This is a genomic window from Bradyrhizobium sp. Kon69, assembly GCF_055807515.1.
In genome coordinates, this window is sequence record NZ_JBVVOS010000014.1 from 1 (window position 1) to 24,435 (window position 24,435).

The 24,435-nt window shown below is 64.9% G+C and carries 24 protein-coding genes; 16 read left to right on the plus strand and 8 right to left on the minus strand.

Annotation, left to right across the window (positions count from 1 at the left end):
• The first annotated feature begins 294 nt into the window (after positions 1 to 294).
• Genes AC0L3U_RS19220 through AC0L3U_RS19230 form a run of 3 tightly spaced genes read left to right on the plus strand, consistent with a single transcriptional unit; the run spans position 295 to position 3,094 of the window.
• Positions 295 to 1,344 (plus strand): aromatic ring-hydroxylating dioxygenase subunit alpha, encoded by a 1,050-nt coding sequence (locus AC0L3U_RS19220; protein WP_473362805.1) that lies wholly within the window; start codon positions 295 to 297, stop codon positions 1,342 to 1,344.
• Between the two features lie 6 nt (positions 1,345 to 1,350).
• Positions 1,351 to 2,103: a GntR family transcriptional regulator gene (locus AC0L3U_RS19225; RefSeq protein WP_007595257.1), complete on the plus strand. Its 753-nt coding sequence runs from the start codon at positions 1,351 to 1,353 to the stop codon at positions 2,101 to 2,103.
• 10 nt (positions 2,104 to 2,113) lie between these two features.
• Positions 2,114 to 3,094, plus strand: coding sequence for a PDR/VanB family oxidoreductase (locus AC0L3U_RS19230; RefSeq protein ID WP_473362806.1), 981 nt, complete (start codon positions 2,114 to 2,116; stop codon positions 3,092 to 3,094).
• A 210-nt stretch (positions 3,095 to 3,304) separates the two neighbouring features.
• Here the strand turns inward: AC0L3U_RS19230 and AC0L3U_RS19235 are convergent, their stop codons facing one another.
• Positions 3,305 to 5,266, minus strand: a complete 1,962-nt coding sequence (locus AC0L3U_RS19235; RefSeq protein ID WP_473362807.1) for a putative bifunctional diguanylate cyclase/phosphodiesterase — start codon at positions 5,264 to 5,266, stop codon at positions 3,305 to 3,307.
• 326 nt (positions 5,267 to 5,592) lie between these two features.
• Positions 5,593 to 5,958, minus strand: coding sequence for a nuclear transport factor 2 family protein (locus tag AC0L3U_RS19240; protein ID WP_473362808.1), 366 nt, complete (start codon positions 5,956 to 5,958; stop codon positions 5,593 to 5,595).
• 99 nt (positions 5,959 to 6,057) lie between these two features.
• Here AC0L3U_RS19240 and AC0L3U_RS19245 point away from each other — a divergent pair, with 99 nt between their 5' ends.
• From AC0L3U_RS19245 to hemC, 3 genes are read left to right on the plus strand one after another with little or no spacing between them, the layout of a single operon-like run.
• Positions 6,058 to 6,648, plus strand: coding sequence for a TetR/AcrR family transcriptional regulator (locus tag AC0L3U_RS19245; RefSeq protein ID WP_473362809.1), 591 nt, complete (start codon positions 6,058 to 6,060; stop codon positions 6,646 to 6,648).
• 53 nt (positions 6,649 to 6,701) lie between these two features.
• Positions 6,702 to 8,327 (plus strand): GMC family oxidoreductase, encoded by a 1,626-nt coding sequence (locus AC0L3U_RS19250; protein WP_473362810.1) that lies wholly within the window; start codon positions 6,702 to 6,704, stop codon positions 8,325 to 8,327.
• A gap of 25 nt (positions 8,328 to 8,352) precedes the next feature.
• On the plus strand, positions 8,353 to 9,333 hold the full coding sequence (gene hemC / locus AC0L3U_RS19255; RefSeq protein WP_473362811.1) for a hydroxymethylbilane synthase: 981 nt from the start codon (positions 8,353 to 8,355) through the stop codon (positions 9,331 to 9,333).
• Positions 9,334 to 9,535: 202 nt separating this feature from the next.
• Here hemC and hemE read toward each other — a convergent pair whose 3' ends face one another.
• Complete coding sequence (gene hemE / locus AC0L3U_RS19260; RefSeq protein WP_473362812.1) at positions 9,536 to 10,570, minus strand: uroporphyrinogen decarboxylase; 1,035 nt, start codon at positions 10,568 to 10,570, stop codon at positions 9,536 to 9,538.
• Between the two features lie 110 nt (positions 10,571 to 10,680).
• Here hemE and AC0L3U_RS19265 point away from each other — a divergent pair, with 110 nt between their 5' ends.
• Together AC0L3U_RS19265 and AC0L3U_RS19270 are read left to right on the plus strand one after the other, a co-directional pair.
• Positions 10,681 to 10,896 carry a hypothetical protein gene (locus AC0L3U_RS19265; RefSeq protein WP_007595236.1) on the plus strand — a complete coding sequence of 72 codons (216 nt, stop codon included), beginning with the start codon at positions 10,681 to 10,683 and terminating at the stop codon, positions 10,894 to 10,896.
• Between the two features lie 171 nt (positions 10,897 to 11,067).
• Positions 11,068 to 12,972 carry a sensor domain-containing diguanylate cyclase gene (locus AC0L3U_RS19270; RefSeq protein ID WP_473362813.1) on the plus strand — a complete coding sequence of 635 codons (1,905 nt, stop codon included), beginning with the start codon at positions 11,068 to 11,070 and terminating at the stop codon, positions 12,970 to 12,972.
• A gap of 6 nt (positions 12,973 to 12,978) precedes the next feature.
• Here the strand turns inward: AC0L3U_RS19270 and AC0L3U_RS19275 are convergent, their stop codons facing one another.
• On the minus strand, positions 12,979 to 13,197 hold the full coding sequence (locus AC0L3U_RS19275) for a SlyX family protein (protein ID WP_007606917.1): 219 nt from the start codon (positions 13,195 to 13,197) through the stop codon (positions 12,979 to 12,981).
• Positions 13,187 to 13,969: an oxygen-dependent tRNA uridine(34) hydroxylase TrhO gene (gene trhO / locus AC0L3U_RS19280; protein WP_473362814.1), complete on the minus strand. Its 783-nt coding sequence runs from the start codon at positions 13,967 to 13,969 to the stop codon at positions 13,187 to 13,189. The genes AC0L3U_RS19275 and trhO overlap by 11 nt, the downstream gene beginning before the upstream one ends.
• Before the next feature lie 184 nt (positions 13,970 to 14,153).
• On the opposite strand from trhO, the gene ggt reads away from it, so the two are divergent.
• From ggt to AC0L3U_RS19305, 5 genes are all read left to right on the plus strand, one after another.
• Positions 14,154 to 15,740, plus strand: a complete 1,587-nt coding sequence (gene ggt, locus AC0L3U_RS19285) for a gamma-glutamyltransferase (RefSeq protein WP_473362815.1) — start codon at positions 14,154 to 14,156, stop codon at positions 15,738 to 15,740.
• Positions 15,741 to 15,909: 169 nt separating this feature from the next.
• On the plus strand, positions 15,910 to 16,524 hold the full coding sequence (locus AC0L3U_RS19290; RefSeq protein WP_473295050.1) for a (2Fe-2S)-binding protein: 615 nt from the start codon (positions 15,910 to 15,912) through the stop codon (positions 16,522 to 16,524).
• Between the two features lie 4 nt (positions 16,525 to 16,528).
• Positions 16,529 to 17,545: an FAD binding domain-containing protein gene (locus tag AC0L3U_RS19295; protein WP_473362816.1), complete on the plus strand. Its 1,017-nt coding sequence runs from the start codon at positions 16,529 to 16,531 to the stop codon at positions 17,543 to 17,545.
• Between the two features lie 2 nt (positions 17,546 to 17,547).
• Positions 17,548 to 19,839: a xanthine dehydrogenase family protein molybdopterin-binding subunit gene (locus AC0L3U_RS19300; RefSeq protein ID WP_473362817.1), complete on the plus strand. Its 2,292-nt coding sequence runs from the start codon at positions 17,548 to 17,550 to the stop codon at positions 19,837 to 19,839.
• A 60-nt stretch (positions 19,840 to 19,899) separates the two neighbouring features.
• Positions 19,900 to 20,364, plus strand: coding sequence for an FKBP-type peptidyl-prolyl cis-trans isomerase (locus AC0L3U_RS19305; protein WP_473362818.1), 465 nt, complete (start codon positions 19,900 to 19,902; stop codon positions 20,362 to 20,364).
• Positions 20,365 to 20,429: 65 nt separating this feature from the next.
• Here the strand turns inward: AC0L3U_RS19305 and AC0L3U_RS19310 are convergent, their stop codons facing one another.
• Complete coding sequence (locus AC0L3U_RS19310) at positions 20,430 to 20,648, minus strand: CsbD family protein (protein ID WP_007606928.1); 219 nt, start codon at positions 20,646 to 20,648, stop codon at positions 20,430 to 20,432.
• A gap of 128 nt (positions 20,649 to 20,776) precedes the next feature.
• Between AC0L3U_RS19310 and AC0L3U_RS19315 the strand changes: the two genes are divergently transcribed.
• The 3 genes from AC0L3U_RS19315 (at position 20,777) to AC0L3U_RS19325 (ending at position 22,382) form a co-directional block, all read left to right on the plus strand.
• Positions 20,777 to 21,289 (plus strand): cupin domain-containing protein, encoded by a 513-nt coding sequence (locus AC0L3U_RS19315; protein ID WP_473262780.1) that lies wholly within the window; start codon positions 20,777 to 20,779, stop codon positions 21,287 to 21,289.
• Positions 21,290 to 21,421: 132 nt separating this feature from the next.
• On the plus strand, positions 21,422 to 21,850 hold the full coding sequence (locus AC0L3U_RS19320; RefSeq protein WP_473295053.1) for a VOC family protein: 429 nt from the start codon (positions 21,422 to 21,424) through the stop codon (positions 21,848 to 21,850).
• Between the two features lie 43 nt (positions 21,851 to 21,893).
• Complete coding sequence (locus AC0L3U_RS19325; protein ID WP_473362819.1) at positions 21,894 to 22,382, plus strand: VOC family protein; 489 nt, start codon at positions 21,894 to 21,896, stop codon at positions 22,380 to 22,382.
• Between the two features lie 157 nt (positions 22,383 to 22,539).
• Here AC0L3U_RS19325 and AC0L3U_RS19330 read toward each other — a convergent pair whose 3' ends face one another.
• Complete coding sequence (locus AC0L3U_RS19330; protein ID WP_473362820.1) at positions 22,540 to 23,694, minus strand: hypothetical protein; 1,155 nt, start codon at positions 23,692 to 23,694, stop codon at positions 22,540 to 22,542.
• 2 nt (positions 23,695 to 23,696) lie between these two features.
• On the minus strand, positions 23,697 to 24,398 hold the full coding sequence (locus AC0L3U_RS19335; RefSeq protein WP_027568515.1) for a FecR family protein: 702 nt from the start codon (positions 24,396 to 24,398) through the stop codon (positions 23,697 to 23,699).
• Positions 24,399 to 24,435: the final 37 nt, after the last annotated feature.

Consider the following 24,435-nt stretch of genomic DNA (forward strand, 5'->3'; position numbering starts at 1 on the left):
GAATCGACCAGACCAGCCCATTTTGATGTGTCAGCTATGTCTCCGAACACCTGTCAGTGATCTGCCCGGTCTAAACAGCAGGCGGGCGATCCAGTGCGCCGCGGCGAAAGTTGTGTGAACCAACTTCTGCCGCGGAGTACTGGATTCCCCGCTTCCGCGGGGAATGACAGCGGAGCAAACATGTATACATGATACGGAAGTAAGGTATTATAATACGTCATAATAGCCCTTGAACCATTTCATTCCCCCGTTATTGTATACATAACGTATTCATAAGCCTTGGGAGTGAGACCGGTGACAAAACCCTTCCCGATGAACGCCTGGTATGCCGCCGCCTGGGACGCCGACTTGAAGCCGGCACTGCTGCCGCGGACGATCTGCGGCAAGCACATCGTGATGTATCGCAAGGCCGATGGCTCGGTGGCCGCGCTGGAGGATGCCTGCTGGCACCGCCTGGTGCCGCTGTCCAAGGGCCGGCTCGAAGGCGACACCGTCGTCTGCGGCTATCACGGCCTGAAATACAACGCGCAAGGGCGCTGCACCTTCATGCCGTCGCAGGAGACCATCAACCCGTCGGCCTGCGTGCGCGCCTATCCCGTGGTCGAGCGTCACCGCTACATCTGGCTCTGGATGGGCGATCCCGCGCTCGCCGATCCCGCGCTGGTGCCCGACCTGCACTGGAATCACGACCCGGCCTGGGCCGGCGACGGCAAGACCATTCACGTCAATTGCGACTACCGCCTCGTGCTCGACAATCTCATGGACCTCACCCACGAGACGTTCGTGCACGGCTCGTCCATCGGCAACGAGGCGGTTGCGGAGGCGCCGTTCGACGTCACCCATGGCGAGAAGACTGTCACGGTGACGCGCTGGATGCGCGGCATCGAGGCGCCGCCGTTCTGGGCGAAACAACTCGGCAAGTCCGGCCTCGTCGACCGCTGGCAGATCATCCGTTTCGAAGCGCCGTGCACCATTGCCATCGACGTCGGCGTGGCGCCGACCGGCACCGGCGCGCCCGAAGGCGACCGCTCGCAAGGCGTCAACGGCTTCGTGCTCAACACCATCACGCCGGAAACCGAGAAGACCTGCCACTATTTCTGGGCCTTCGTGCGCAATTATCAGCTCGGCGAGCAGCGCATCACCTCCGAGATCCGCGAGGGCGTCTCCGGCATTTTCCACGAGGACGAGCTGATCCTCGAGGCGCAGCAGCGCGCGATGGACGAGAACCCGGATCGCATCTTCTACAATCTCAACATCGACGCCGGCGCGATGTGGACGCGCAAGCTGATCGACAAGATGGTGGCAAAGGAAAACCCGCCGCAGCACCCCCAGGCCGCGGAGTAAGCCGACATGGCCGAGCGTGAGGTCGACCGCTCCGTCTCGCAAACCGTGAAGGCGCAGCTCGCGCTGCGCGATCAGCTCCTGTCGGGCTCGTTGCGTCCGGGCGAGCGCATCTCCGAGCTCCAGGCGGTGGAGACCACCGGTGCCTCGCGCACTCCGGTGCGCATGGCGCTGGTGCGGCTGGAGGAGGAGGGCCTCTTGGAGGCGATTCCCTCCGGCGGCTTCATGGTGAAGGCGTTTTCGGAGCGCGATATCTCCGATTCCATCGAGCTGCGCGGCACGCTGGAAGGGCTCGCCGCGCGCTTTGCCGCCGAGCGCGGCGTGTCCGCGCGCGAGCTCGAGCCGCTGAAGGAGTGCCTTGCCGCGATCGACGAGCTGTTGCGCCAGGTCCCGATCTCGGTCGATGCGTTCTCGTCCTATGTCACGCTGAACGCGCGCTTCCACGCCCTGCTCACCGAATTGTCGCGAAGCCCGCCGCTGATCCGGCAGATTGACCGCGCCTCGTCGCTGCCGTTTGCCTCCCCGAGCGGTTTCGTGATGGCGCAGTCGGCGCTGCCCGAGGCGCAGCAGATCCTGATCATCGGGCAGGAGCACCACCGTGTCGTGATCGACGCCATCGAGAACCGCGAAGGCGCGCGCGCCGAGGCGGTCATGCGCGAGCATGCGCGGCTCGCGGTGCGCAATTTGCGGCTTGCGCTACGCAACCGGACCCATCTCGACCTGCTGCCGGCGCTTGCGCTGATCAAGTCCGCAACCGATTGAGGGGAGTGTCATGCGCTTCATCGAAACCTGGAGTCCGGCGACGCTCGTCTCGACGCGTGATCTTGCGCCGGGCATCCGCGAATTCCTGATCCGGCCGGACCAGTTCGATGGCGCCGCCTATCCGGTCGGCAGCCACATCAATATCAGCGTCACCATCGACGGGCAGCCGGAGACGCGGTCCTATTCGCTGGTCGGGGAAGCCTCGCCGCAGGGTTTAAGGATCGCGGTGCGCCGCGCCGAGGACTCGCGTGGCGGCTCGCGCTATATGTGGTCGTTGCAGCCGGGCGCGCGGCTCGACATCACGACGCCCGCCTCGCTGCTCGCGGTTGATTGGGCGCGCCAAAACTACTGCCTGATCGCCGGCGGCATCGGCATCACCCCGATCCTCGGTGCGGCGCAGGCGCTGGCGCGGCGCGGCGCCGATGTCACGCTGCATTACGCGGTGCGCTCGCGCACGGAGGCCGCCTATCTCGATGACCTCGCCGCAATGCTGGGTGATCGCCTGGTCGTTCACGCCAGCGATGAGGGCAAGCGGCTCGATCTCGACGCCCTGTTCGCCTCGGTGCCCAAGGATGCGCTGGCGCTGTTCTGCGGCCCGATGCGGATGCTGGATGCCGCGCGCCACGCCTGGATCGGCGCCGGTCATCCGCTTCCCGATCTTCGCTACGAGACTTTTGGTTCGAGCGGCACGCTGCCGACCGAGACATTTCGCGTGCGCCTGAAAGGCTCAGATATCGAGCTGGAGATCCCACGCGAGCGCTCGATGCTTGATGTCCTCAACGCCAGCGGCCACGACGTCATGTACGATTGCAAGCGCGGCGAATGCGGCCTGTGCGCCATCGACGTGGTCGCCATCGACGGCGAGATCGACCATCGCGATGTCTTCTTCAGCGACCATCAGAAGCAAAGCAACCAGAAGATCTGCGCCTGCGTCTCCCGCGCCCGCGGCACCATCACGGTGGATACGCTGCTGCGGGCGGATGCGATCTGACCGAATTGCAGAGGGATCCATCTCTCGGAATGGAAGGCGCCGCGGGCCACCTCTCCCGCTTGCGGGAGAGGTCGCGCCGACGGCGCGGGTGAGGGCTCTCTCCTCTTGGGACTCCCGCTACGGAGACACCCTCTCCCCAGCCCTCTCCCGCAAGAGGGAGAGGAGGCTCGCCGTCCTCGTGGCCCGCATTCGAGCCCATGTGATTTCATCCTACGCCGCGTAGGTCGTCCGCAACTTCTTCGGATCAAGCAGCGCCAGAACGCCATCCGCCGACGCCGGCCGGCTGATGAGATAACCCTGAACTTCGTCGCAACCGATCTGGCGCAGATATTCGAGCTGGTCGGCGGTCTCGACTCCTTCCGCGACCACGCCGATGCGCAGGTCGCGGGCGAGCCCAATCACCGATTTCACGATCGCGGCGCAGTCCGGCTGCACCAGCATGTCGCGGATGAAGGACTGGTCGATCTTGATGCGGCTGAACGGCAGCTTGCGCAGGTAAGTCAGCGAGGAGAAGCCGGTGCCGAAATCGTCGAGCGCCACGGTGACGCCGAGCTCCAGCAGCGCGTTCAGGACCGACGCGGCGGAGGCGTATTTCGACAGCAGCATCGATTCCGTGATCTCGATCTCGAGCCGGTGCGGAGCGATCTTCGCGTCCGCGAGCGCCTGCACGATGATCTGGAGCAGGCCGTTGTTGTGAAACTGCGCGGCCGAGAAATTCACGGCGACCCTGATCTCTTCGGGCCACTCGGCAACCGTCGCGCAGGCGCGGCGGACGACCCATTCGCCGATCTCGTGGATCAGACCGGTTTCCTCGGCGATCGGAATGAACTCGCTCGGCGGCACCAGTCCGCGCTGGGGATGCTGCCAACGCAGCAGCGCCTCGAAGCCGGTGATGCGGTTGCCGCCCAGGTCGAGAAAGGGCTGAAACACCAGGAACAGCTCGTCCCTGGCGATGGCGCCTTCCAGATCCGATTGCAGCGCCTTGCGGTCGCGTGACGAGCGATCGTCGGCCTCCTCGAAGAAACACACCGTGCCGGGTCCGGCCTTCTTGGCGCGGTAGAGCGCGGTGTCGGCGTTCTTCATGATGTCGAGTTGCGTGCTGCCGTCACGCGGCGCCAGCACGATGCCGACGCTGGTCGCGCCGACGATCTGGCGGCCCTCGATCTGGAACGGTTCATCGAAGGCCGCGACGAAGCGCTCGGCGATCCCGAGCGCGTCCTCGGGGCGCGCCAGATTGGCCATCACCAGCGCGAACTCGTCGCCGCCGATGCGCGCGACATGCTCGGCCGCGCGGGTGCAGCGTTGCAGGCGGCTCGCGATCTGGACCAGAAACTCGTCGCCGGCGGGATGGCCGAACTTGTCGTTGACCTCCTTGAAACGATCGAGATCGAGCAGAAGGACTGCGAATTCCTCGCCGGACAGAGCGAGCCGCTTCAAGGCTGCATCGAGCGTTTCGTTGAACGCGACGCGATTGGGCAGATGGGTCAGCGGATCCTGCCGCACCGTACGTTCGGCCTCGATCTGCCGCATCACGCGCCGTGCGAACGAGATCGAGTTGACGAACACACTGCGCAGCAGCACCGATCCGTAGACCACCACCAGGAAGGCGATCAGCAGAAACGCCGGATCGCCATTCCTGCCGAGGCAGATCGCGATGCCAGCGAAGATCGGGGCCGTGAATGCGATCGCCGCGATCGGGATCGTGGCGAAGGCCAGCGCGCCGCCGGCCAGCATTCCCGAGCAGAGGCACGTGATGACGAGTTGCCCGCCCGTTGAGGCATCGGCGAAGAATGCGACCGGAACGGTGCCCCAGGCGGCCCCGAGGAGAAAGGCATTGCGCACCAGCCGATGCATGGCCCGGCGCGAGACGAATTGTGGTTTGGTGATGCGGCGCGCGGCATGGGATTGCAGGCCGAACGCGATCGCGGCGCCCGCCACGATGGCGGCCCAGATCAAAGCCAGCTTCAAGTCCGGCGAATGCCACAGCGCGACGACGAGCACGCCGGCGTTGCAGGCATTGGCCAGCATGATGCCGACCGAATAGCCGAGCACCAGCGACATCTGTTCGGCGCGGATATGGCCCGCGACGGCTTCGTCGGTTACGGGACCGCCAAAGGCCGACAGATCGCCGGCGAACAGCCGCGCGAAATAGCTGGTCGTTTGAGTCCGCATTCCAGAGCCTAGCAGCATGGGCCGCTTGTCCGGCCCGGTCCGGAGAATTCGCTGCAAACCTTTGACGAACTATGAATTATCTGAGCTTGCGACGATTGCTGTGACCACTTCTGCGTGTTCGCGATATTGTATCGATAACAAATCGATACAAATGCGAGGCGCGGTCGTCATCGTCGTCGCGGCAGGAGCATGCTCACTACCAACTCCGCTGTCATGCCCCGCGAAGGCGGGGCATCCAGTACGCCGCAGCCTATCGAGGAATCACTGCCGTCTCTGGAATACTGGATCGCCCGCCTTCGCGGGCGATGACAGCTGTGCTTTAGGCATCACCGCCCCATCTGTTTCGGATCGTAATAGAACCGCTCCTCGATCAACTGATCGCCTCGCCACGTCTGCCATGCGATCTCGTCCAACGTTCGGATGATGCCCTCGGCATTGGTGAAGCTGAATCTCCAGCGCGTGGCGACATGATCGCCTTCGATCAGGCTCGGCCCGATGCGCACCGCCTTGACCTCCCTAGAGGCTGCCAGCACGCCGCGCTCCTTGGCCGCGAGCTTGTCGCGCCCGACCAGGGGGTCGGCCTGGTTTTCATAGGTGGCGGCGTCCGGCGTGTAGTAGTCGAGGATCGCCCCGACGAAATCCCCGTCCTCCAATCGTTTGGCAAAAGCTTCGACGACATCACGGCTCGGCATGGTTCACCTCACGAATAAAACGACTGTTAGTCGGTAAATACCGACCGACGGTCGAAAAGTCAACTGGCTGTCCTCGTCCATTTCGATTACAGCAGACCCATGGCGAAACAGGCGGAGCGGCGGGCTGCGACATCGGAAGCGATCCTGACGGCGGCGCGTCGCCTGTTCGGGACGCAAGGCTTTGCCGCGACGACGATGGACGAGATCGCCGAAGCCGCCCACGTCGCCAAGGGCGCGGTCTATCATCACTTCAAGACCAAGGAGGCGGTGTTCGAAGCGGTGTTCGACCGGGTCTCGCGCGACCTCGTCGCCGAGATCGACAGCACGGCCCGCGCCGAGAAGGACGTGCTTGCCGCGATGGTCGCAGGCACCCAGCATTATTTCGCCGCGACCGCCAAAGGCCCGACCGGCCAGATCATCCTGCGCGATGGCCCGGCCGTGCTCGGCTGGGAGCGCTGGCGCGAGATCGACGCCAAACATTTCGGGGGCAAGCTGCCGCGTGCGATTGCGGCGGCGATGGAGGCCGGCCTGATCGCGCGGCAGCCGGTCGAGCCGCTGGCCCGGCTGCTGCTCGGCGCGGTCACGGAAGCGGCGGTCGCCTGCGCCGGACGCGCCGATATCGCAAGGGCGGGCGCGGAATATGCCCGTGCGTTCAGGTCGCTGGTCGAGGCGCTGCGCGTCGTTGCATGATCGTGCTAAGTGATGATTGGAAACGCCCACACCAACAAAAAGAACAGTAGCGCATGAACGCAACTTCCTCCCTGACGCCCTCCGACCCTGAGTTCGACTACATCATCGTCGGTGCCGGCTCTGCCGGCTGCGTGCTCGCCAACCGGCTGTCGGCCAACGGCAAGCACCGCGTGCTGCTGCTCGAGGCAGGCCCGAAGGATTCCAACATCTGGATCCACGTGCCCCTCGGCTACGGCAAGCTGTTCAAGGAAAAGACCGTCAACTGGATGTACCAGACCGAGCCGGAGCCCGAGCTGAAGGGCCGCCAGGTGTTTCAGCCGCGCGGCAAGACGCTGGGCGGATCGAGCTCGATCAACGGCCTGCTCTATGTCCGCGGTCAGCACGAGGATTACGACAGATGGCGTCAGCGCGGCAACGCCGGCTGGGGCTATGACGACGTGCTGCCCTATTTCAAGAAGGCCGAGAACCAGTCGCGCGGCGCCGATCAATATCACGGCAGCGGCGGCCCGCTGCCGGTGTCCAACATGGTGGTGACCGATCCGCTGTCGAAGGCCTTCATGGACGCCGCGGTCGAGACCGGTCTGCCCTACAATCCTGATTTCAACGGCGCCACGCAGGAAGGCGTCGGCCTGTTTCAGACCACGACCCGCAACGGCCGCCGCGCCTCGACGGCGGTGGCCTATCTCGGCCCCGCCAAGGCCCGCGGCAATCTCAAGATCGAGACTGGCGCGCTCGGCCAGCGCGTGCTGTTCGAGGGCCGCCGGGCGGTCGGCGTTGAGTACCGTCAGGGCGCCACGCTGCGCCGCGCCCGTGCGCGCAAGGAGGTCGTGCTGTCGAGCGGCGCCTACAACTCGCCGCAGCTGCTCCAGCTCTCCGGCGTCGGGCCCGGCGACCTCCTGCGCAAGCACGGCATCGATGTCGTGCTGGACGCGCCGGGCGTCGGGCACGATCTCCAGGATCACATGCAGGTCCGCATCGTGATGCGCTGCTCGCAGAAGATCACGCTCAACGACACCGTCAATCATCCGCTCCGCCGCACCATGGCCGGCGCGCGCTATGCGCTGTTCCGCAAAGGTTGGCTGACGATCGCGGCCGGCACCGCGGGCGCCTTCTTCAAGACCAGTCCGCGACTGGCCTCGCCAGACATCCAGGTCCACTTCCTGCCGTTCTCGACCGACAAGATGGGCGAGAAGCTTCATGATTTCTCCGGCTTCACGGCGTCGGTGTGCCAGCTCCGCCCCGAAAGCCGCGGGTCCTTGCGCATCAAAAGCGCCGATCCGACGGTGCCGCCGGAGATTCGCATCAACTACATGTCGACCGAGACCGACCGCACCACCAATGTGGAAGGTTTGAAGATCCTGCGCAAGATATTGCATGCACCGGCGCTGAAGCCGTTCGTGGTCGACGAGTACGATCCCGGAGCGAAGGTGTCCACGGATGCCGAGCTGCTGGATTATTGCCGTGAGCGGGGCAGCACCATCTACCATCCGACCTCGACCTGTCGTATGGGCAATGATGCGCTCGCGGTGGTCGATCAGCGGCTGAAGGTGAGGGGCCTCGAGGGCCTTCGAATCGTCGACGGCTCGATCATGCCCGATCTCGTATCGGGGAACACCAATGCGCCGATCATCATGATCGCCGAAAAGGCCTCCGACATGATATTGGAGGATGCGCGGTAAACTCGCGCCTTGAGAGGATTTGGGCTTGGCTACGCGATTCAAGATCGGCACACGCAAGAGCGCGATGGCGCTGGCACAGACGGAAGAGATCGCGCGCCGCCTGACCGCCGCCATGCCCGATCTCGACGTCGAGATCGTCAAGTTCGACACCACGGGCGATCTCGACCAGACCAGCAAGCTGTTGCCCCATGGCGGCAAGGGCGGTGCCTTCGTGGCGCAGATCCGCGCCGCCGTGTTGTCGGGCGAGCTCCAGGCGGCGATGCATTCGCTGAAGGACATGCCGGGCAACGAGGACACGCCGGGCCTCGTGATCGGCGCCACGCTGTCGCGCGATCCTCCCAACGACGCGCTGGTGCTGCGTGAGGGCGTGACGCTGGAGGCGCTGCGCCAATCGCGCGGCAAGGGTTTCAAGATCGGCACCAACGCCGTCCGCCGCGCCGCCTATGCGCGGCGATTGTTTCCCGACGTCGAGATCATCCACTTCCGCGGCGCCGCCGACACGCGCGTGCGAAAACTGGACAATGGCGAGAAGCAGCGCCTGCCGGATGGCGGCGCGGTGGGGCCTGCGGATGCGCTCATCATGGCGCGGTCCGGCCTTGACCGCGTCGGGCTTTCCCATCGCATCGGCTACGAATTCTCCGCAGCGGAAATGCTCCCGGCAGCGGGGCAGGGCATCGTCGCCGTCGAATGCGCGGCACAGGACTGGCAGACGCGTCGCATCCTCGCATCGATCGACGATCCCGCTGCACACGCTTCTGCCGACGCCGAGCGCGAAGTGCTGTGGGTGCTGAACGGCCATTGCAATTCGCCGGTGGCGGGCTTTTCGACCATTGCGGGCGATCAGATGTCGCTCACCGCGTCCGTGCTCGATCTCTCCGGCAACACCATCATCGAAGCCTTGCGTTCGGGGCCCGCCAATCGTCCGCGCGAACTCGGCCGTGCGGTAGGACTGGATCTGCTGGCCAGGGGCGCCGCCGAGATCATCGAGCGCAGCCGGCCGAGCTAAGTCGGCCGCGAGGCGGGCATAGGTGCGATGATGGCATCATGCGCCTGTTTTGCCCGACGGGTCAAATGTTGGCGCGACCTGATGTGATGACAGTGCACCTGATTTCCGTCCGCCCTAAGTCATTGATCGGGCGTGGCCTCTCTACTGTGCATGGGGTTGTTTTCGCGTTTTTTGTTTTTCCGCTCTCCAGGCGCAAAATAAATCAGCCCCGCACCCGCTTCAGCATCTGCTCGACGTGGGCGATCGGCGTCTCCGGCTGGATGCCGTGGCCGAGATTGAAGATGAACCGCCCTTGCGCGAAATTCGCCAGCGTGTTGTCGACGGCGCGGTCGAGCGCGGCGCCGCCTGTGATCAGCACCAGCGGATCGAGATTGCCCTGAACCGCAACCTTGCTCTGCACGCGCTCGCGGATGAAGGCCGGCTCCGCGGTCCAGTCGATGCTGACCGCGTTGACACCGGTCGCTTCGACGAACCCGGGCAGTTGCGCACCGGCACCGCGCGGAAAGCCGATGATCTTCGCATCCGGCACCTTGGCGCGCACGCCTTCGACGATGCGCCGCGTCGGCTCAATCGACCAGCGCACGAACTCGGCGGGTGGCAGCACGCCGGCCCAGGTGTCGAAGATCTGCAAGGCATTGGCGCCGGCCGCAAGCTGCGCCAGCAGATATTCGATCGAGTTCTCGACCAGCACGTCGATGATAGCTGCGAACGCCTCCGGATGCCGGTAGGCCATCATCCGCGCCGGCGCCTGGTCGGGCGTGCCCTGGCCGGCGACCATGTAGGTTGCCACCGTCCATGGCGCGCCGCAGAAGCCGATCAGTGCGATCCTGGGATCGAGCGCCCCGCGCACGATCTTGAGGGCCTCGAACACCGGTGCGAGCTTGCCGAAATCGGCTTGCTTCGCCAGTGTCGCGACCTTGGCGGGATCATCCAGCGGTTCGAGCCGCGGACCCTCGCCGACCTCGAAGCGCACGGAACGTCCGAGCGCATAGGGGATCACCAGGATGTCGGAGAAGATGATCGCCGCGTCGAAGCCGAACCTCCGGATCGGTTGCAGCGTCACCTCGGCGGCAAGCTCCGGGTTGAAGCAGAGGTCGAGGAAGCCGCCGGCCTTGGCGCGCACCTCGCGATATTCCGGCAGGTAACGGCCGGCCTGCCGCATCATCCAGACCGGCGGAATGACCTGCCGCTGGCCGGAGAGGACGTCGATAAAGGGTTTTGTCGCAGACTGGGGCACGAACGGTCCTGAAGATGGTTAGGGCTCCTGATACACCGCCGCGGCGCTCAGCGGAACAGGGGAACCAAGCGCAATTGGACCGCGTTGACCAGCCAACGGAGGACGAGACCATGGCTGAGACATTCAACCCCGCGCCGCATGACAAGCACGCCGACGATCTGCACGAAGCCCTCGCCGCCGACCGCCACGCCAAGCTCGACGCCGGGCTGAAAGATACCTTCCCCGCGTCCGATCCCGTGAGTGCCGCCCAGCCGACGCCCTCGAAGGCCGATGCGGAGGCCGACAATCCCTCGCTCTGGGACAAGGTTAAGGCCATCTTCAGCTAGCGGCGGTTGCGCCGGATTCCGATAGGTTTGCTAATGCCTTGTTAGCGATGCGCTGATTCCGGCGTCCGTACGACTACGGAAAACTGGGGACATCACTGCATATTTGTCCCGACGTTTCAGAGTTCAATAACAGAAGCAGCAGAGTTTCCGAGCTTCGGAGAATTCTGCCGCATGAGTGCTGTGACCCAAAGAGCCGGATTGAGCCGCCTGCCGCTGCGGGCGGCTGCGTTCGTTGCGCTGACCTGCGTGGCCATCCTCGGCGTCAGCGGTTGGCGGGAATGGGCGGCCCGCGACGCGGTGCTCAAGGGCGCCGAGGCAGAGATGGCGAATGTTGCGCGCTCGCTGACGCAGCATGCCGAGGACAGCCTCGATCTGCTGGATTCAGGCGTCGTCGGCGTCGTCAGCCGGCTGGAGATGGACGGCGCCGAGCCGGCCACGATCGCGAAGCTTAGAATCCTGCTGGAGGCGCGAAAGAAGGCGATAGAGCGCATCCACAGCCTCGCCATCATCGACGACCACGGCAACTGGTTGACCTCGCCCGGCACGATCGGCTCGACGCTCAACGACGACGCGTTCTTTCGTTATCACCAGCTCTCGCCGAAACGGGAGCCCCATGTCGGCCGTCCCGTGAAGAGCCTGCTCGATGGCGAGTGGGTCGTCACCCTGTCGCGCCGTTTCAACAAGCTGGACGGTAGCTTCGGCGGCGTGGTGCTCGCGACCATCAGTTCGGGATATCTCTCGCATTTCTACGAACAGTTCGAGATCGGCCGCAACAGCTCGGTGGCGTTGACGCACGGCGACGGCCTCATCATCGCGCGTAACCCCAGCAACGACAGGTTCGTCGGCCGCAGCGTTGCCGATACGCCGCTGTTCCGTGATGCCGGCCTGCAGCGGCCGGGCGGAGCCTATCATTTCAAGTCGCCGCTCGACGGCGCCGACCGGGTCAGCTTCTTCAAGCGCTCTGGCCGCTATCCGCTCGTCCTGCTCGCCACCGTCGATAAGGCCGAACTGCTGGCGCCCTGGCGTGCTGCGGCGACCTCTCGCATGCTCTACGTGCTCGCGCTGGTCATGCTGATCGCGATCATCGGTGCGGTGCTGGTGCGGCAGTTGCAACGGGGCCAGAGCATGGCGGCCGCGCTGGTCGAGAAGGAAGCGCATTTCCGACTTCTTGCCGAAGGCTCCAGCGACATGGTGACGCGGATCGGCCTCGACGAGCGGTTGCGCTATGTCTCGCCATCGTCGATTGGCGTCGTCGGCTGGCGCGCCAATCAGCTGATCGGGACCCTCGCGCTTGCCGGCATTCACGCGGACGACCGGCCGCAGGTGCAGGCGCTCGTCGACGCCATGAAACGCGGCGAGAAGGAGGAGGTGCGCGTCACCTATCGCAACGCGCACCGGCAGAATGCCGAAGTCTGGCTCGAATCGACCATGCGGGTGACCCGCAAGGAGAATGGCCGCGTCGACGGCGTGGTCGCGATCTCGCGGGACATCACCGAGCAGAAGAAGCTCGAGACCCGGCTCGAAACGCTCGCGATCGAGGACAGCCTCACCGGGCTTGCCAATCGCCGCCGCTTCGATGAACGAGTGAAGGAGGAGTGGGCGCGTGCCTATCGCGAGCGCTCCAGCCTCTCTTTGCTGATGATCGATGTCGACCACTTCAAGTCTTACAACGACGACTACGGCCATCCCGCGGGCGATGCCTGCCTCCGGCAGGTGGCCCAGATCATCGCTGCTGAGGCGCAGCGTTCCGGCGATCTTGCGGCGCGTTACGGCGGCGAGGAGTTCGCCATGCTGTTGCCGAACACCGACGCTGCCGGCTGCGCCCTGATCGGCGACCGGATTCGACGGGCGATCCGCGATGCGGGCCTCGTCCACACCAGCAACCATGCGGCTGGCTGCGTCACCGCTTCGCTCGGCGGTGCTGCCTGCCGGCCGGCGCTGGAGCGCACGGCCGGCGTGGTCTCGCTGATCGAGGCCGCCGACCAGGCGCTCTATGCCGCCAAGGAGGCCGGGCGCAACCGGCTGATGATGTCGGGCGAGGTGAGCAACCTCCTGCTCAAGGCGTCCGGTCAGTAACCCCGCTCAATAATGCGGCGGACGCTCATTGGCGGCTCCCGGCGCATTCGCCTCGGCCTCCTGCAGCCGCTCGCCGAGCTCCGCGATCCTCCGCGTCAGCGCGTCGATCTGCTTCCACTGCGCGGTGATGGTCTGGTTCAGCGTCTCGATCGCGTCGTCCTGATAGGCGAGGCGCGTCTCCAGCGTGTCGATGCGCTCGCCGAGCGTCTTGATCTCATTCGTCACGTGCCGCGTCCTTGTCCCGTTCGCGCAATCCACATTCTTGCAAACCAAGTTGTTGCAAACCATGGCCGAGCGCGACGCGCTCGTCGAACACGAAGCATTCGCCGCGCCAGCGGCTCTCCGCCTCCGGCACCTCTTCCAGATATTTGAGAATGCCGCCCTTGAGGTGATAGACCTCGGCAAAGCCGCGCGCGAGCAGGTGCGCGCTCGCCTTCTCGCAGCGGATGCCGCCGGTGCAGAACATAGCGATCTTGCGGTGTTTGGCGGGATCGAGCTGCTCGGCTGCAAAATCTTTGAATTGGCCAAAGCTCCTGATGCCGGGGTCGAGCGCGCCGTCGAACGTCCCCATCGCCACCTCGAAGGCGTTCCTGGTGTCGAGCACCAGCGTGTCGGGCTCTTCGATGAGCGCGTTCCATTCGGCCGCATCGACATAGGTGCCGACCTGCCGCGTCGGATCGGCGGTTTCGTCACCGAGCGTGACGATCTCCTTCTTCAGCCGCACCTTGAGCCGGCCGAACGGCATCGTCTCGGCGGTCGAGAACTTCAGTTCGAGATCGTTCAATCTGCCGCCGAACATGTCGCCGTGCGCGAGCTCATGGGCGAGGGCGTCGATCGCCTCGCCCGGACCCGCGACCGTGCCGTTGATGCCCTCCTGCGCGAGCAGCACGCTGCCCTTCAGCGCCAAGCTGGCGCAGAACGCGCGCAACGGCTCCCGCAGCTCGCGGTAATCGGGCAGGGCGGCGAATTGGTAGAAGGCGGCGACCTTGTAAATCATGGCGCCCGTTTAGCAGGCGCAGCGTGCCCGGAAAACCCGCAACGAGCAGCTCTATTCCCAACGGATGGCAGCCATTTCCCTGGCATGCCAGCATTGCCCCGGCGGGCCGGAATGTGTCATGTAGGCCCGACTTTTCCGAAACGACACGCCATCCGCGCCAGACGCCAACGAGAGCAAGAATTCGATGAGAAACTTCCATTTCCCCGGCAGGTCCACGGTCCACGCCACCAACGCGATGGTGGCGACCTCGCATCCGCAGGCGTCGCTCGCCGCGATCGAGGTGCTGCGCGAGGGCGGCACAGCGGTGGACGCGGCCGTCGCGGGCTCGGCCATTCTCGGGGTGATCGAGCCGCAATCGACCGGCATCGGCGGCGACTGCTTTGCGCTGATCCAGCCGCGCGGTGAGGGTAAGATCATCGCCTATAACGGCTCCGGTCGCGCCCCGAAGGCGGCGAACGCCGACTGGTATCTCGAGCGCAAGATCAACTCCGTGCCGCTGACCTCGGCGCATGCAGTCTCGATCCCCGGCGTGATCGACGCCTTTGCGACCGTCTTGCGCGATCACGGCAAGTTCGGCTTCGACCGGCTGCTTCAGCCCGCGATCAAGGCGGCCGAGGAAGGCTACGTCGTCGCGCCCCGCATCGCTTTCGACTGGAAGAACCAGTTCGAGAAGCTGAAGGCCGGCACCAACACGGAGCGGTATCTGCTGCCGCACGGCAAGCCGCCGGTGGCCGGCGACGTCATCCGCCAGGCCGAGCTCGGCAAGACGCTGCGGGCGATCGCCAAGGACGGGCGCGACGCCTTCTACAAGGGCCCGATCGCGGAAGACATGGTGGAGACCCTGCGCGGAATCGGCGGCCTGCACACGCTCGACGATTTCGCCGCGCATACCACCGAAACGACGACGCCGATCGGCACCATGTACAAGGGCTACGACGTCTGGCAGTGCCCGCCGAACGGACCGGGCCTCACCATGCTGCTGATGTTGAACATCCTGTCGCGGTTCGACCTGACCAAATACGCGCCGCTCAGCGTCGAGCGTTTCCACCTCGAAGCCGAGGCCGCGCGCATCGCCTACATGCATCGCGAGCTGCATGTCGCCGATCCCGAGCATATGCAGATCGAGGTCGCCAAGATCCTCGCCAAGGAATACTGCAACGAGCACATCGACAAGATCCGCATGGACGGCATGCTCGACCTGCCGAACGTCGCGCCGCCGATGAATCCCTCAACCATCTACATCACCGTCGTGGACAAGGACCGCAACGTCTGCTCGTTCATCAACTCGGTCGCGCATTCCTTCGGCTCGGCCATCGTCTCGAACAAGACCGGCATCCTGCTCCAGAACCGCGCCGGCGGCTTCCGCATCCAGCCGGGCCACCCGAATTGCATCGCCGGCGGCAAGCGTCCGCTGCACACGATCATGCCGAGCCTGCTCACCAAGGGCGGCCGTTCCGTGATGCCGTTCGCGGTGATGGGCGGACAGTATCAGCCGGTTGGCCAGACCCATGTGGTGACCAACATCCTCGATTATGGCTGCGACGTGCAGGAGGCGATCGATATGCCTCGCGGCCTGCATTACGAGGGCCAGTACCAGCTCGAGGACAGCGTGCCGGCCGAGATCGTCGAAGGCCTGAAGAAACTCGGCCACAAGACCACCAGCGTCGTCGGTCCGCTCGGCGGCGCGCAGGCGATCTGGATCGACTGGGACAAGGGCACGCTCACCGGCGGTTCCGATCCGCGCAAGGACGGTTGCGCGCTCGGGTACTGACCGCCGCGCACAGGTTCCCCGCGCAAGATCAGGAAAAGTTGACGAAGGGCGACGCGGCATTTGCTGCGTCGCCCTTTCTCGTTCGGAACGGAGTTCATTGCTTCAGGTTAAGCGCCGATGAGCGGTGCAGGCGTGCGCTGCTCTTGCTCAAAGCGGCGGAGGCCCTCCCATGTCGGAAAAACCAGGTTCCGGACCATCCGGATTCGATCGGCGCGCCTTCATGGCGGGCGCTGCCGGCAGTGCGCTGGTCCCGATGACGGCACGTGCGGTCGCACAGGATGCGAGCGCGTCGGCCGCCCAGGATCCGGCGCTTCCCGTCGACGTCACGCTGCGGGTCAATGGCAAGGACAAGCGCCTGCGCATCGACGCGCGCACGACGGTGCTCGACGCGCTGCGGGAGCATCTCAAGCTCACCGGCAGCAAAAAGGGCTGCGACCACGGCCAATGTGGTGCCTGTACGGTGCTGATCGACGACCGGCGCGTGGTGTCGTGCCTGACGCTCGCGCTCGCCGCCGAGGGTCAGGAGATCACGACGATCGAGGGCCTAGCCACTGACGATCATTTGCATCCGATGCAGCAGGCCTTCGTCGACAATGACGCGTTTCAATGCGGCTATTGTACGCCGGGCCAGATCATGTCCGCCGTGGCCTGCGTCAAGGAGGGGCACGCGGGCAGCGAGGCCGATATCCGCGAATACATGAGTGGCAACATCTGCCGCTGCGCCGCCTATCCCAACATCGTCGCCGCCGTGAAGCAGGCCGCGCCCGAGATCATGAAAGGCTAGGCGCATGCGATCGTTTTCGTATCAAAGGGCAACAGACCCGGACATGGCGGTGCAGGCGCTCGGCGCTGCCGCGGCTGCGAACAATCCGCTGACCAAGGCTACAGCGCAGCCGCTCGCGGGCGGCACCACGCTGATCGACCTGATGAAGCTCGACGTGATGCGGCCCGCCGCGATCGTCGATATCAACCCGCTGGCGCGCGGGTGGTCGGCGATCGAGCCCGGCAGTGACGGCTTGCGGCTCGGCGCGCTCGCGAAGATGTCCGACGTGGCCGCGCATGCCGAAATCCAGCGCAACTATCCGGTGATCGCGAATTCCCTGAAGCTCGCCGCCAGCGCCCAGCTGCGCAACATGGCGACGCTCGGCGGCAACGTGATGCAGCGAACGCGTTGCAGCTATTTCCGTGATGCCTCCTATGAGAATTGCAACAAGCGCAATCCTGGCTCGGGCTGTGCCGCCATGGATGGCGTCAATCGCATGCATGCGGTGCTCGGCACGTCCGATCAGTGCATCGCGACCTATCCCGGTGATTTTGCGCAGGCGCTGATCGCGCTCGATGCGAAGGTCGAGATCACCGGCAGGTCCGGCACGCGCAACTTGCCGTTCGCGGACTTGCACAAGGCGCCCGGCAGGACGCCCGACATCGAGACCACGCTTCAGCCCGGTGAGCTGATCTCTGCGTTTTCCGTTCACGGCCGCTGGCCGCGCTCGGTGTATCTCAAGGCGCGCGACCGGCAGTCCTACGAGTTCGCGTTGTCATCGGCTGCGGTCGCGCTCGACGTGCAGGATGGCACGATCAGGGACGCGCGTGTCGCGCTCGGCGGCGTCGCCACCGTGCCGTGGCGGGCGCGTGAGGCGGAGGCGATGCTGAAGGGACAGACATTCGACGACGGTCTGGCGCAGCGTGTGGCCGATGCCGCCTTTGCCGACGCCAAAGGCCGCCGGCACAATAGTTTCAAGATCGCGCTCGGCAAGCGCGTGGTGGCGCGCGCGCTCCAGCAGGCCGTAACGATGGAGATCTGATCATGGCCGCTGCAGCTCCCGAGCCGAAAGCAAACATGGGCCGGCCCGTGCCGCGCTATGACGCGGCCGCAAAGGTCACGGGCCGGGCGACTTATGCGTCCGACATGCCGCTCGACAATCCGGCCTACGCATTCCTGGTCACCAGCGCCATCGCCAAGGGCCGCATCGACAGTTTCGATCTCGACGATGCCAGGCAGGTCCGCGGCGTGATCGACATCGTCACGCACGAGAACGCTCCGAAGCTGAAGGAATCGAAACTGTTCAGCAATGGCGGCTATGCCGGCACCACGATCCAGCCGCTGAAATCGGCCGACATCGCCCATGACGGCCAGATCATCGCCGTCGTCATCGCCGAGAGTTACGAGGCGGCGCGCGAAGCCGCCAATCGCGTCAAGGTCAGCTACACGGCCGTAGCGCCGAGTGCGAGCTTCGAGTCGCCGGGGACCACCACGGCAGCGGCAAAGGGACAGAACGCACAGTTTAAGGAAGACCCGGAGGTCGGCGATTTCGCCAAGGCGTTCGACGCGGCCGAGGTCAAGCTCACCGCCTCCTATGAAACGCCGACCCAGCACCACAACCCGATGGAGCTGTTTACGACGAGCTGCGCCTGGATGGGCGACGAGCTCGTCATCTACGAGGGCAGCCAATATGTCTACGGCCTGAAGAACGGCGTCGCCGAGCAGCTCGGCATCGACGCCGACAAGGTCCGCGTCGTCAATCCCTATGTCGGCGGCGGCTTTGGTTCGCGCGGCTCGATGACGCCGCGAACCGCCATCATCGCCGGCATTGCCAAACGCCTGAACCGGCCGGTCAAGCTGGTGCCGACCCGTGACCAGGGGTTCACGATCGCCACCTACCGCGCCGAGACGCGCCATGAGATCAGGCTCGGTGCGGGTCGGAACGGCAAGCTGGTGGCTTTGAGGCATGACGGCGCGGAGGTTTCGTCGCGTCCCGATGCCTATTGCGTCGGCGGCACCAAGACGACGACGCGGCTCTATGCCTGCCCGAACGTCGCCAGTCTGGTGTCGATCGTGCGCGCCGACCGCAATACGCCGGGCTTCATGCGCTCCCCGCCGGAGGTGCCGTATCTCTTCGCGCTGGAGAGCGCGATGGACGAGCTAGCGGTGAAGCTGAACATGGACCCGGTCGAGCTCCGCCGCATCAACGACACCACCATGGAGCCGATCGGCGGCAAACCCTATACGTCGCGGTCATTGATGGCGTGCTTCGACGAGGCCGCCAGGGCGTTCGGCTGGTCGCAGCGCTCGCCGCAGCCGAAATCGATGTCGGACGGCGACTGGCTGGTCGGCTATGGCTGTGCCGCCACTTGCTATCCGACGCAGATGGCGCCCTCTGCCGCGCGCGTTCGCCTCCAGCGCGACGGCCGTACCCGGGTCGAGATCGCCGGTCACGAGATCGGCACCGGTGCGTATACCGTCATCGCCCAGACCGCGGCTGAGCGGCTCGGCGTGCCCCTGGAGAAAGTCGCGGTCTTCTTGGGTGACAGCGATCTGCCGCCGGCGCCTGTTGCCGGCGGTTCGAACTCGACTGCGAGCACCTGCTCGGCGGTGATGATGGTGTGCGACCGGATTCGTCAAAAGCTGTTCAAAGCCGTGATGCCGAGCGACAGCCTCGCCGACAAGGCCAAGGAGACTGTCGGCATCAGCCAGGCGCCGAGCACGCAGGCGGCGCAGAGCGATCGTCCTCTCGATCTCCAGAAGGCCTTCGACGCGCTCGGCGTCGGCATCGTCGAGGAATACGGCGAGTGGAAGCCCGAAGGCGCGCCGCTGGATTCGTTCACGGCCATGCACAGCGGGCACGCGCGGCTCGTCGGTGGCCATCAGATGAAGGACAAGATTGCCTACGCCTTCGGCGCCGAGTTCGTCGAGGTCCGCGTCAACCGCTTTACCCATGAAATTCGCTGCCCCCGGCTGGTGGGTGCGTTCGCGGCGGGCCGCATCATGAATCCGCGCACGGCGCGCAGCCAGCTCATGGGCGGCCTGATCTGGGGCATGTCCTCGGCGCTGCTGGAAGCCACCGAGATCGACGAGCGCAATGCGCGCTACGTCAACGACAATTTTGCCGACTATCTCGTGCCCGTGAATGCCGACGTGCCCGGTGTCGAGGTGTTGCTGCTCTCCGAGCAGGACGATCACATCAACCCGGCAGGCGTGAAGGGCCTCGGCGAGCTCGCCAATGTCGGCACCAATGCGGCGATCTGCAATGCGATCTATCACGCCACCGGCCAGCGTATTCGCAAGCTCCCCGTGCGGCTCGAAAATATCGAGGTGTGAGGGGTGGAAACGGGGTCGGCGTTGCGCTAGACACCTTGCGCCTCAAACGGAAGGTCTCTTATGCAGCGTTTACAGCGCGTGCTCCTCGCCATCATGTCGGCACTCGCGATCACTGTGATCGCCGACGTGTCCGATTTCGTTTCCACCACGGCCTCGGCCCAGACCGCAGGGAAGACCATGACCACAGCTTCAGGTTTGCAGATCACCGACAGCGTCGCCGGCACCGGCGCTTCGCCCAAGCCCGGCCAGATCTGCGTGATGCACTACACCGGCTGGCTCTACGAGAACGGCCAGAAGGGTAAGAAATTCGACTCGTCGGTCGACCGCAACGAGCCGTTCGAATTCCCGATCGGCAAGGGCCGCGTCATCGCCGGCTGGGACGAGGGTGTTGCCTCCATGAAGGTCGGCGGCAAGCGTACGCTGATCATTCCGCCGCAGCTCGGCTATGGCGCCCGCGGCGCAGGCGGCGTGATTCCGCCGAACGCCACGCTGATGTTCGACGTGGAATTGCTCGGGGTGAAGTAAGCCCACAAACAAAAGACCGGCCCCTCGGCCGGTCTTTCGCTTTCAGTGCGACGTGTTATCTCGTCTTACTCCGTCGCGCGCTTGGCCGCAGCGGCTGCGCGATCAACCGCGTCCTTTGCGGCGTCCTTGGCATCGCCCATGGCCTGCTGGCCCTTGCCCTTCACTTCCTGAACTGCACCTTCACCCTTCAGGCGCTCGGACCCGGTGGCTTCACCGACGCCCTGCTTGGCCTTGCCCATTGCCTCATTTGCGGTGCCCTTGATCTTGTCGGTCGTGCTACCCATGAAACTCTCCTGACGTTTTGCTCGCTAGGACAACGTTCGACGGCTATGAGGGTTCCGATTTTGTTATGGCTCGATGTCGCGGCTTTGGGTTAGTTTGCCGCACACGGAACCAACAGAAAGCAAGTCTCATGACCGGCCATGACCATTCGCATTCCCACCATGACCACGATCACGACGATCGCTGGAAACATGACGGCGTGCGCGTCATTCCCGGCAACCAGCTCGATACCAACGTGCCGTCGACGGCGGGCATGGACCGCGCGGCCGCGATCAATTTCGCGCGCGTCGGTGCGCAGAAATTGTGGGCGGGTACGGTCAGCATCAAGCCCGACGCCAAGACCGGTGCGCACCACCACGGCCATCTCGAAAGCGTCATCTACGTGGTGAAGGGCAAGGCGCGGATGCGCTGGGGCGAGAGCCTGCAATTCACCGCGGAAGCCGGCCCCGGCGACTTCATTTTCGTCCCGCCCTATGTGCCGCATCAGGAGATCAACGCCAGCGCGGACGAGGTGCTGGAATGCGTCCTGGTGCGCAGCGACGGCGAGGCGGTCGCGGTCAACCTCGACATCGAGCCGATCGAGAAGCCCGAGACCGTGCTGTGGGTCGATCCCATTCACCGCGATCCGAACGAGAAGAAGTGAGAAGCGCCTGAAAGCCGGCGGGTTCTGTGCGACAGAACCTCGCAGGCAAGGGTCCAAAAAAAGATCCGGAAGCCGTGTCGGATCGCCGCCTGGCCGTCCGTCCTTGGGCAGAACCCCGCCCAAGGAGCTCCGATGCCCAGGATGATTTTCCTCAATCTGCCCGTGACCGACCTCAAGCGCGCCACTGCCTTTTACGAGGCGGTCGGTGCGACCAGGAACCCGCAATTCAGCGACGAAACAGCGAGCTGCATGGTCTTTTCCGAGACCATCTACGCGATGCTGACGACCCACGAGAAATTCCGTCAGTTCACGCCGAAGCCGATCTCGGATGCAAAGACCTCAAACCAGGCGCTGTTCTGCCTGTCTGCCGATAGCCGGACCGAGGTCGACGATATCGTCAGCAGGGCCGAGGCTGCAGGCGGGGTCGCCGATCCCAGCCCGAAGGACGAATACAGTTTCATGTACGGCCGCAGCTTCGAGGATCCGGACGGCCACATGTGGGGCGTGAACTGGATGGACATGGCAGCCTTCGCGGCGCAGTCCGAGATGGCGAACGCCTGATCCAAGCCCCACAACAGCAAGAAACCGAAGAGGAGCATTCACGATGTCCAAGCTCGTTCCCTGCATGTGGTTCAACGGCGATGCCGAGGAAGCCGCGAAATTCTACGTCTCGCTCGTTCCGAATTCGGAGATCACGCACGTTCAGCGCAACGTTTCAGATGGCCCGTCCGGCAAGGAAGGCTCCGTGCTCGTCGTCGAGTTCTCAGTGGCGGGACAGCCTTTGGTCGCGCTCAATGGCGGCATGAAAATGGAATACACCCACGCGATCTCGCTGATGATCCATTGCGACGATCAGGCCCAGGTCGATAGCGTCTGGAATGCGTTCCTGGCCCATGGCGGCAAGGAAGAGCAGTGCGGCTGGCTCAGGGATCGCTGGGGCGTGGCTTGGCAAGTCGTGCCGAAGGTGATGTTCGAATTCCTTTCGAGCGCCGACAAGGCGGCTGCCGCACGCGCGATGCAGGCCATGATGAAGATGGTCAAGCTGGACGTGGAAACCTTGCGCCGCGCGTTCGAGGGCAAGTCGGCGGCGTGAAGGGCGTGCCCTTGCCGCATACTCACTGTCATCGCCCGGCTTGACCGGGCGATCCGGTACGCCGCGACGGCCGTTGGTCAATCGATAGGCCGCGGCGTCCTGGATGCCCCGGTCGAGCCGGGGCATGACAGCGGAATTTGAGGCGAAGGCCCCGCCGCTAATAATTGATCCGCAGCCCCACGCCGCCATGGATGGTGTTGCCCACCGGCTGCGGGCCGAGCGTGCCGTTGGCGAACAGATCCACGATCCAGCCCTTCTGCACGCGGAAGCCGAGCCGGCCGCCATATTCGAACCAGCCCTGGTTGCCCATGGTCGGCACCACCACGCCGTCGCCGGTCACGGTGGCGACGATGCCGCTGTGGGCGGCGAATGACTGCACCCAGCCGCCATTGATGTTGGCCTCGATATTGCTGCCGTAGAGATGCGTCCACTGGCCCCCGATCTTGACCAGGCTGGTGCGGTCGGTGCCGGTCGCGATGCTGGCGTCGAACGGATTGAACGCCACTGCGCTGTCGGTGTAGCCCGAGACGCGCTGCCAGAGCTGCCAGACCTCGATCGAGGCGGCGACCTCGTCGCGGGGCGACACGCGACTTATCCAGCCGGCGCGGCCGTAGACGGCGTAGTTCGCGGCGTTGGTCGAACTCGTGACGCTCACCGGGCCGAGGCTGGTGTTGTAGCTGCGGGTGTAGCGCGCCTTCTCCCACGGCGTCAGGATCGTGCCGACGTCGAAGAACGGACGCGACGAGCCCCAGTCGGTGAAGTCATAGCGTAGCGCGAATGCGCCGATCGGCGCGCTGGTGATGTTGTAGCCGCCTTCGCTGTATTGCGTGTAGGCGATGCCGGCGAGCAGCGACAGATTGTTGGTCAGCTCCTTGCGGCCGTGGATGCCGGCCGAGAACGAGCCGGCGGAGCCGAACGCGCTGACGCAGTTGCTGCAATTGACTTGCTCGTTGACGCCGAGCAGCACCGTGCTGAGCACCCGGTTGGTGATCATCTGGTTGAAGCGCTGGTTGGCAAGGCCGCCGATCGAGCCGCCGCTGGAATCCGCGCCGGTCGGTGTCGGCGTCGGGCTCGGGGAGGAGGCCGGAAAAGGGCTCGGCGACGATGACGGGTAGGGGCTGGGCGAGGGGGAGGGGCTGTAGGTCGGCGTCGGTGAATATGTCGGCGAAGGGGAGGGCGTCGGCTCTTCGCACTCGGACTCGCAAATCGCGGCGGCAGCCGCCGGACGGGCCCCGAACGCGGCAAACGCAAACGTAGCCGCGGCGGTCAGCATGCTCGCGACAATGAAGCGCCTGACGTTGAATACCGCCATCTTCAGCGTCCGCACAGCATGCCGTCGTCATGGACGGCGGGCGTGATGGTCGGCGACGCGTCCGCATATTGGTTGACCGCGCACAGTCCCGCGCTCGCGGCACAGGTCGCGGCAAAGGTCCAGGGCGGCGTGTTGGTTTTGCTGATAGAGACCTTGCCGCCGGTCGAGGTGATGATTGCGGTGTCGCCGGGCTGGGTGAGCTGCACGCATTGTTGGCTCGTCGTGCAGACACTGGCGGCGCCGTCCTGCAGCACGACCACCGAGCGGCCGCGCTGGGACAGGATATCGAGTGTGGTTCCGCGCACGCCGATGGTCGCGAGCGGGGTCGTGATCTTGTAGGCGGTCTTCTCGGAATGTCCGGTGACGAAACGGAATGCGCCGGTCGTCATGCGGATTGCGACGTCGCGATAGCTGTGCTCGTCGTTGAAGACGGTGCGGTCGAGCTTGAGCGTCGCGCTCGGACCGAGCGACAGATTGGTGCTGTCGGCCATCACGAAGCGCGCCGCGCTGCCGGCGCCGGTGCGCACGGTCTCGTCCCGCAGCATGCTGTCGCCGACGCTGATCGGCGTCGTTGTCGCGGCGACGCGAACGACTTCATTCTGGATCACGACGGCTTCACCGACGCGCGTCTGCGCCTGCGCGCAAGGAGCCACGCACAAGGCGGTCGAGAAGAGCGTGGAGAAAAGCCAGAAACGCAAATTCATTTCGCAACCGATCGATGTGTCCCTGATCGTACCGGAT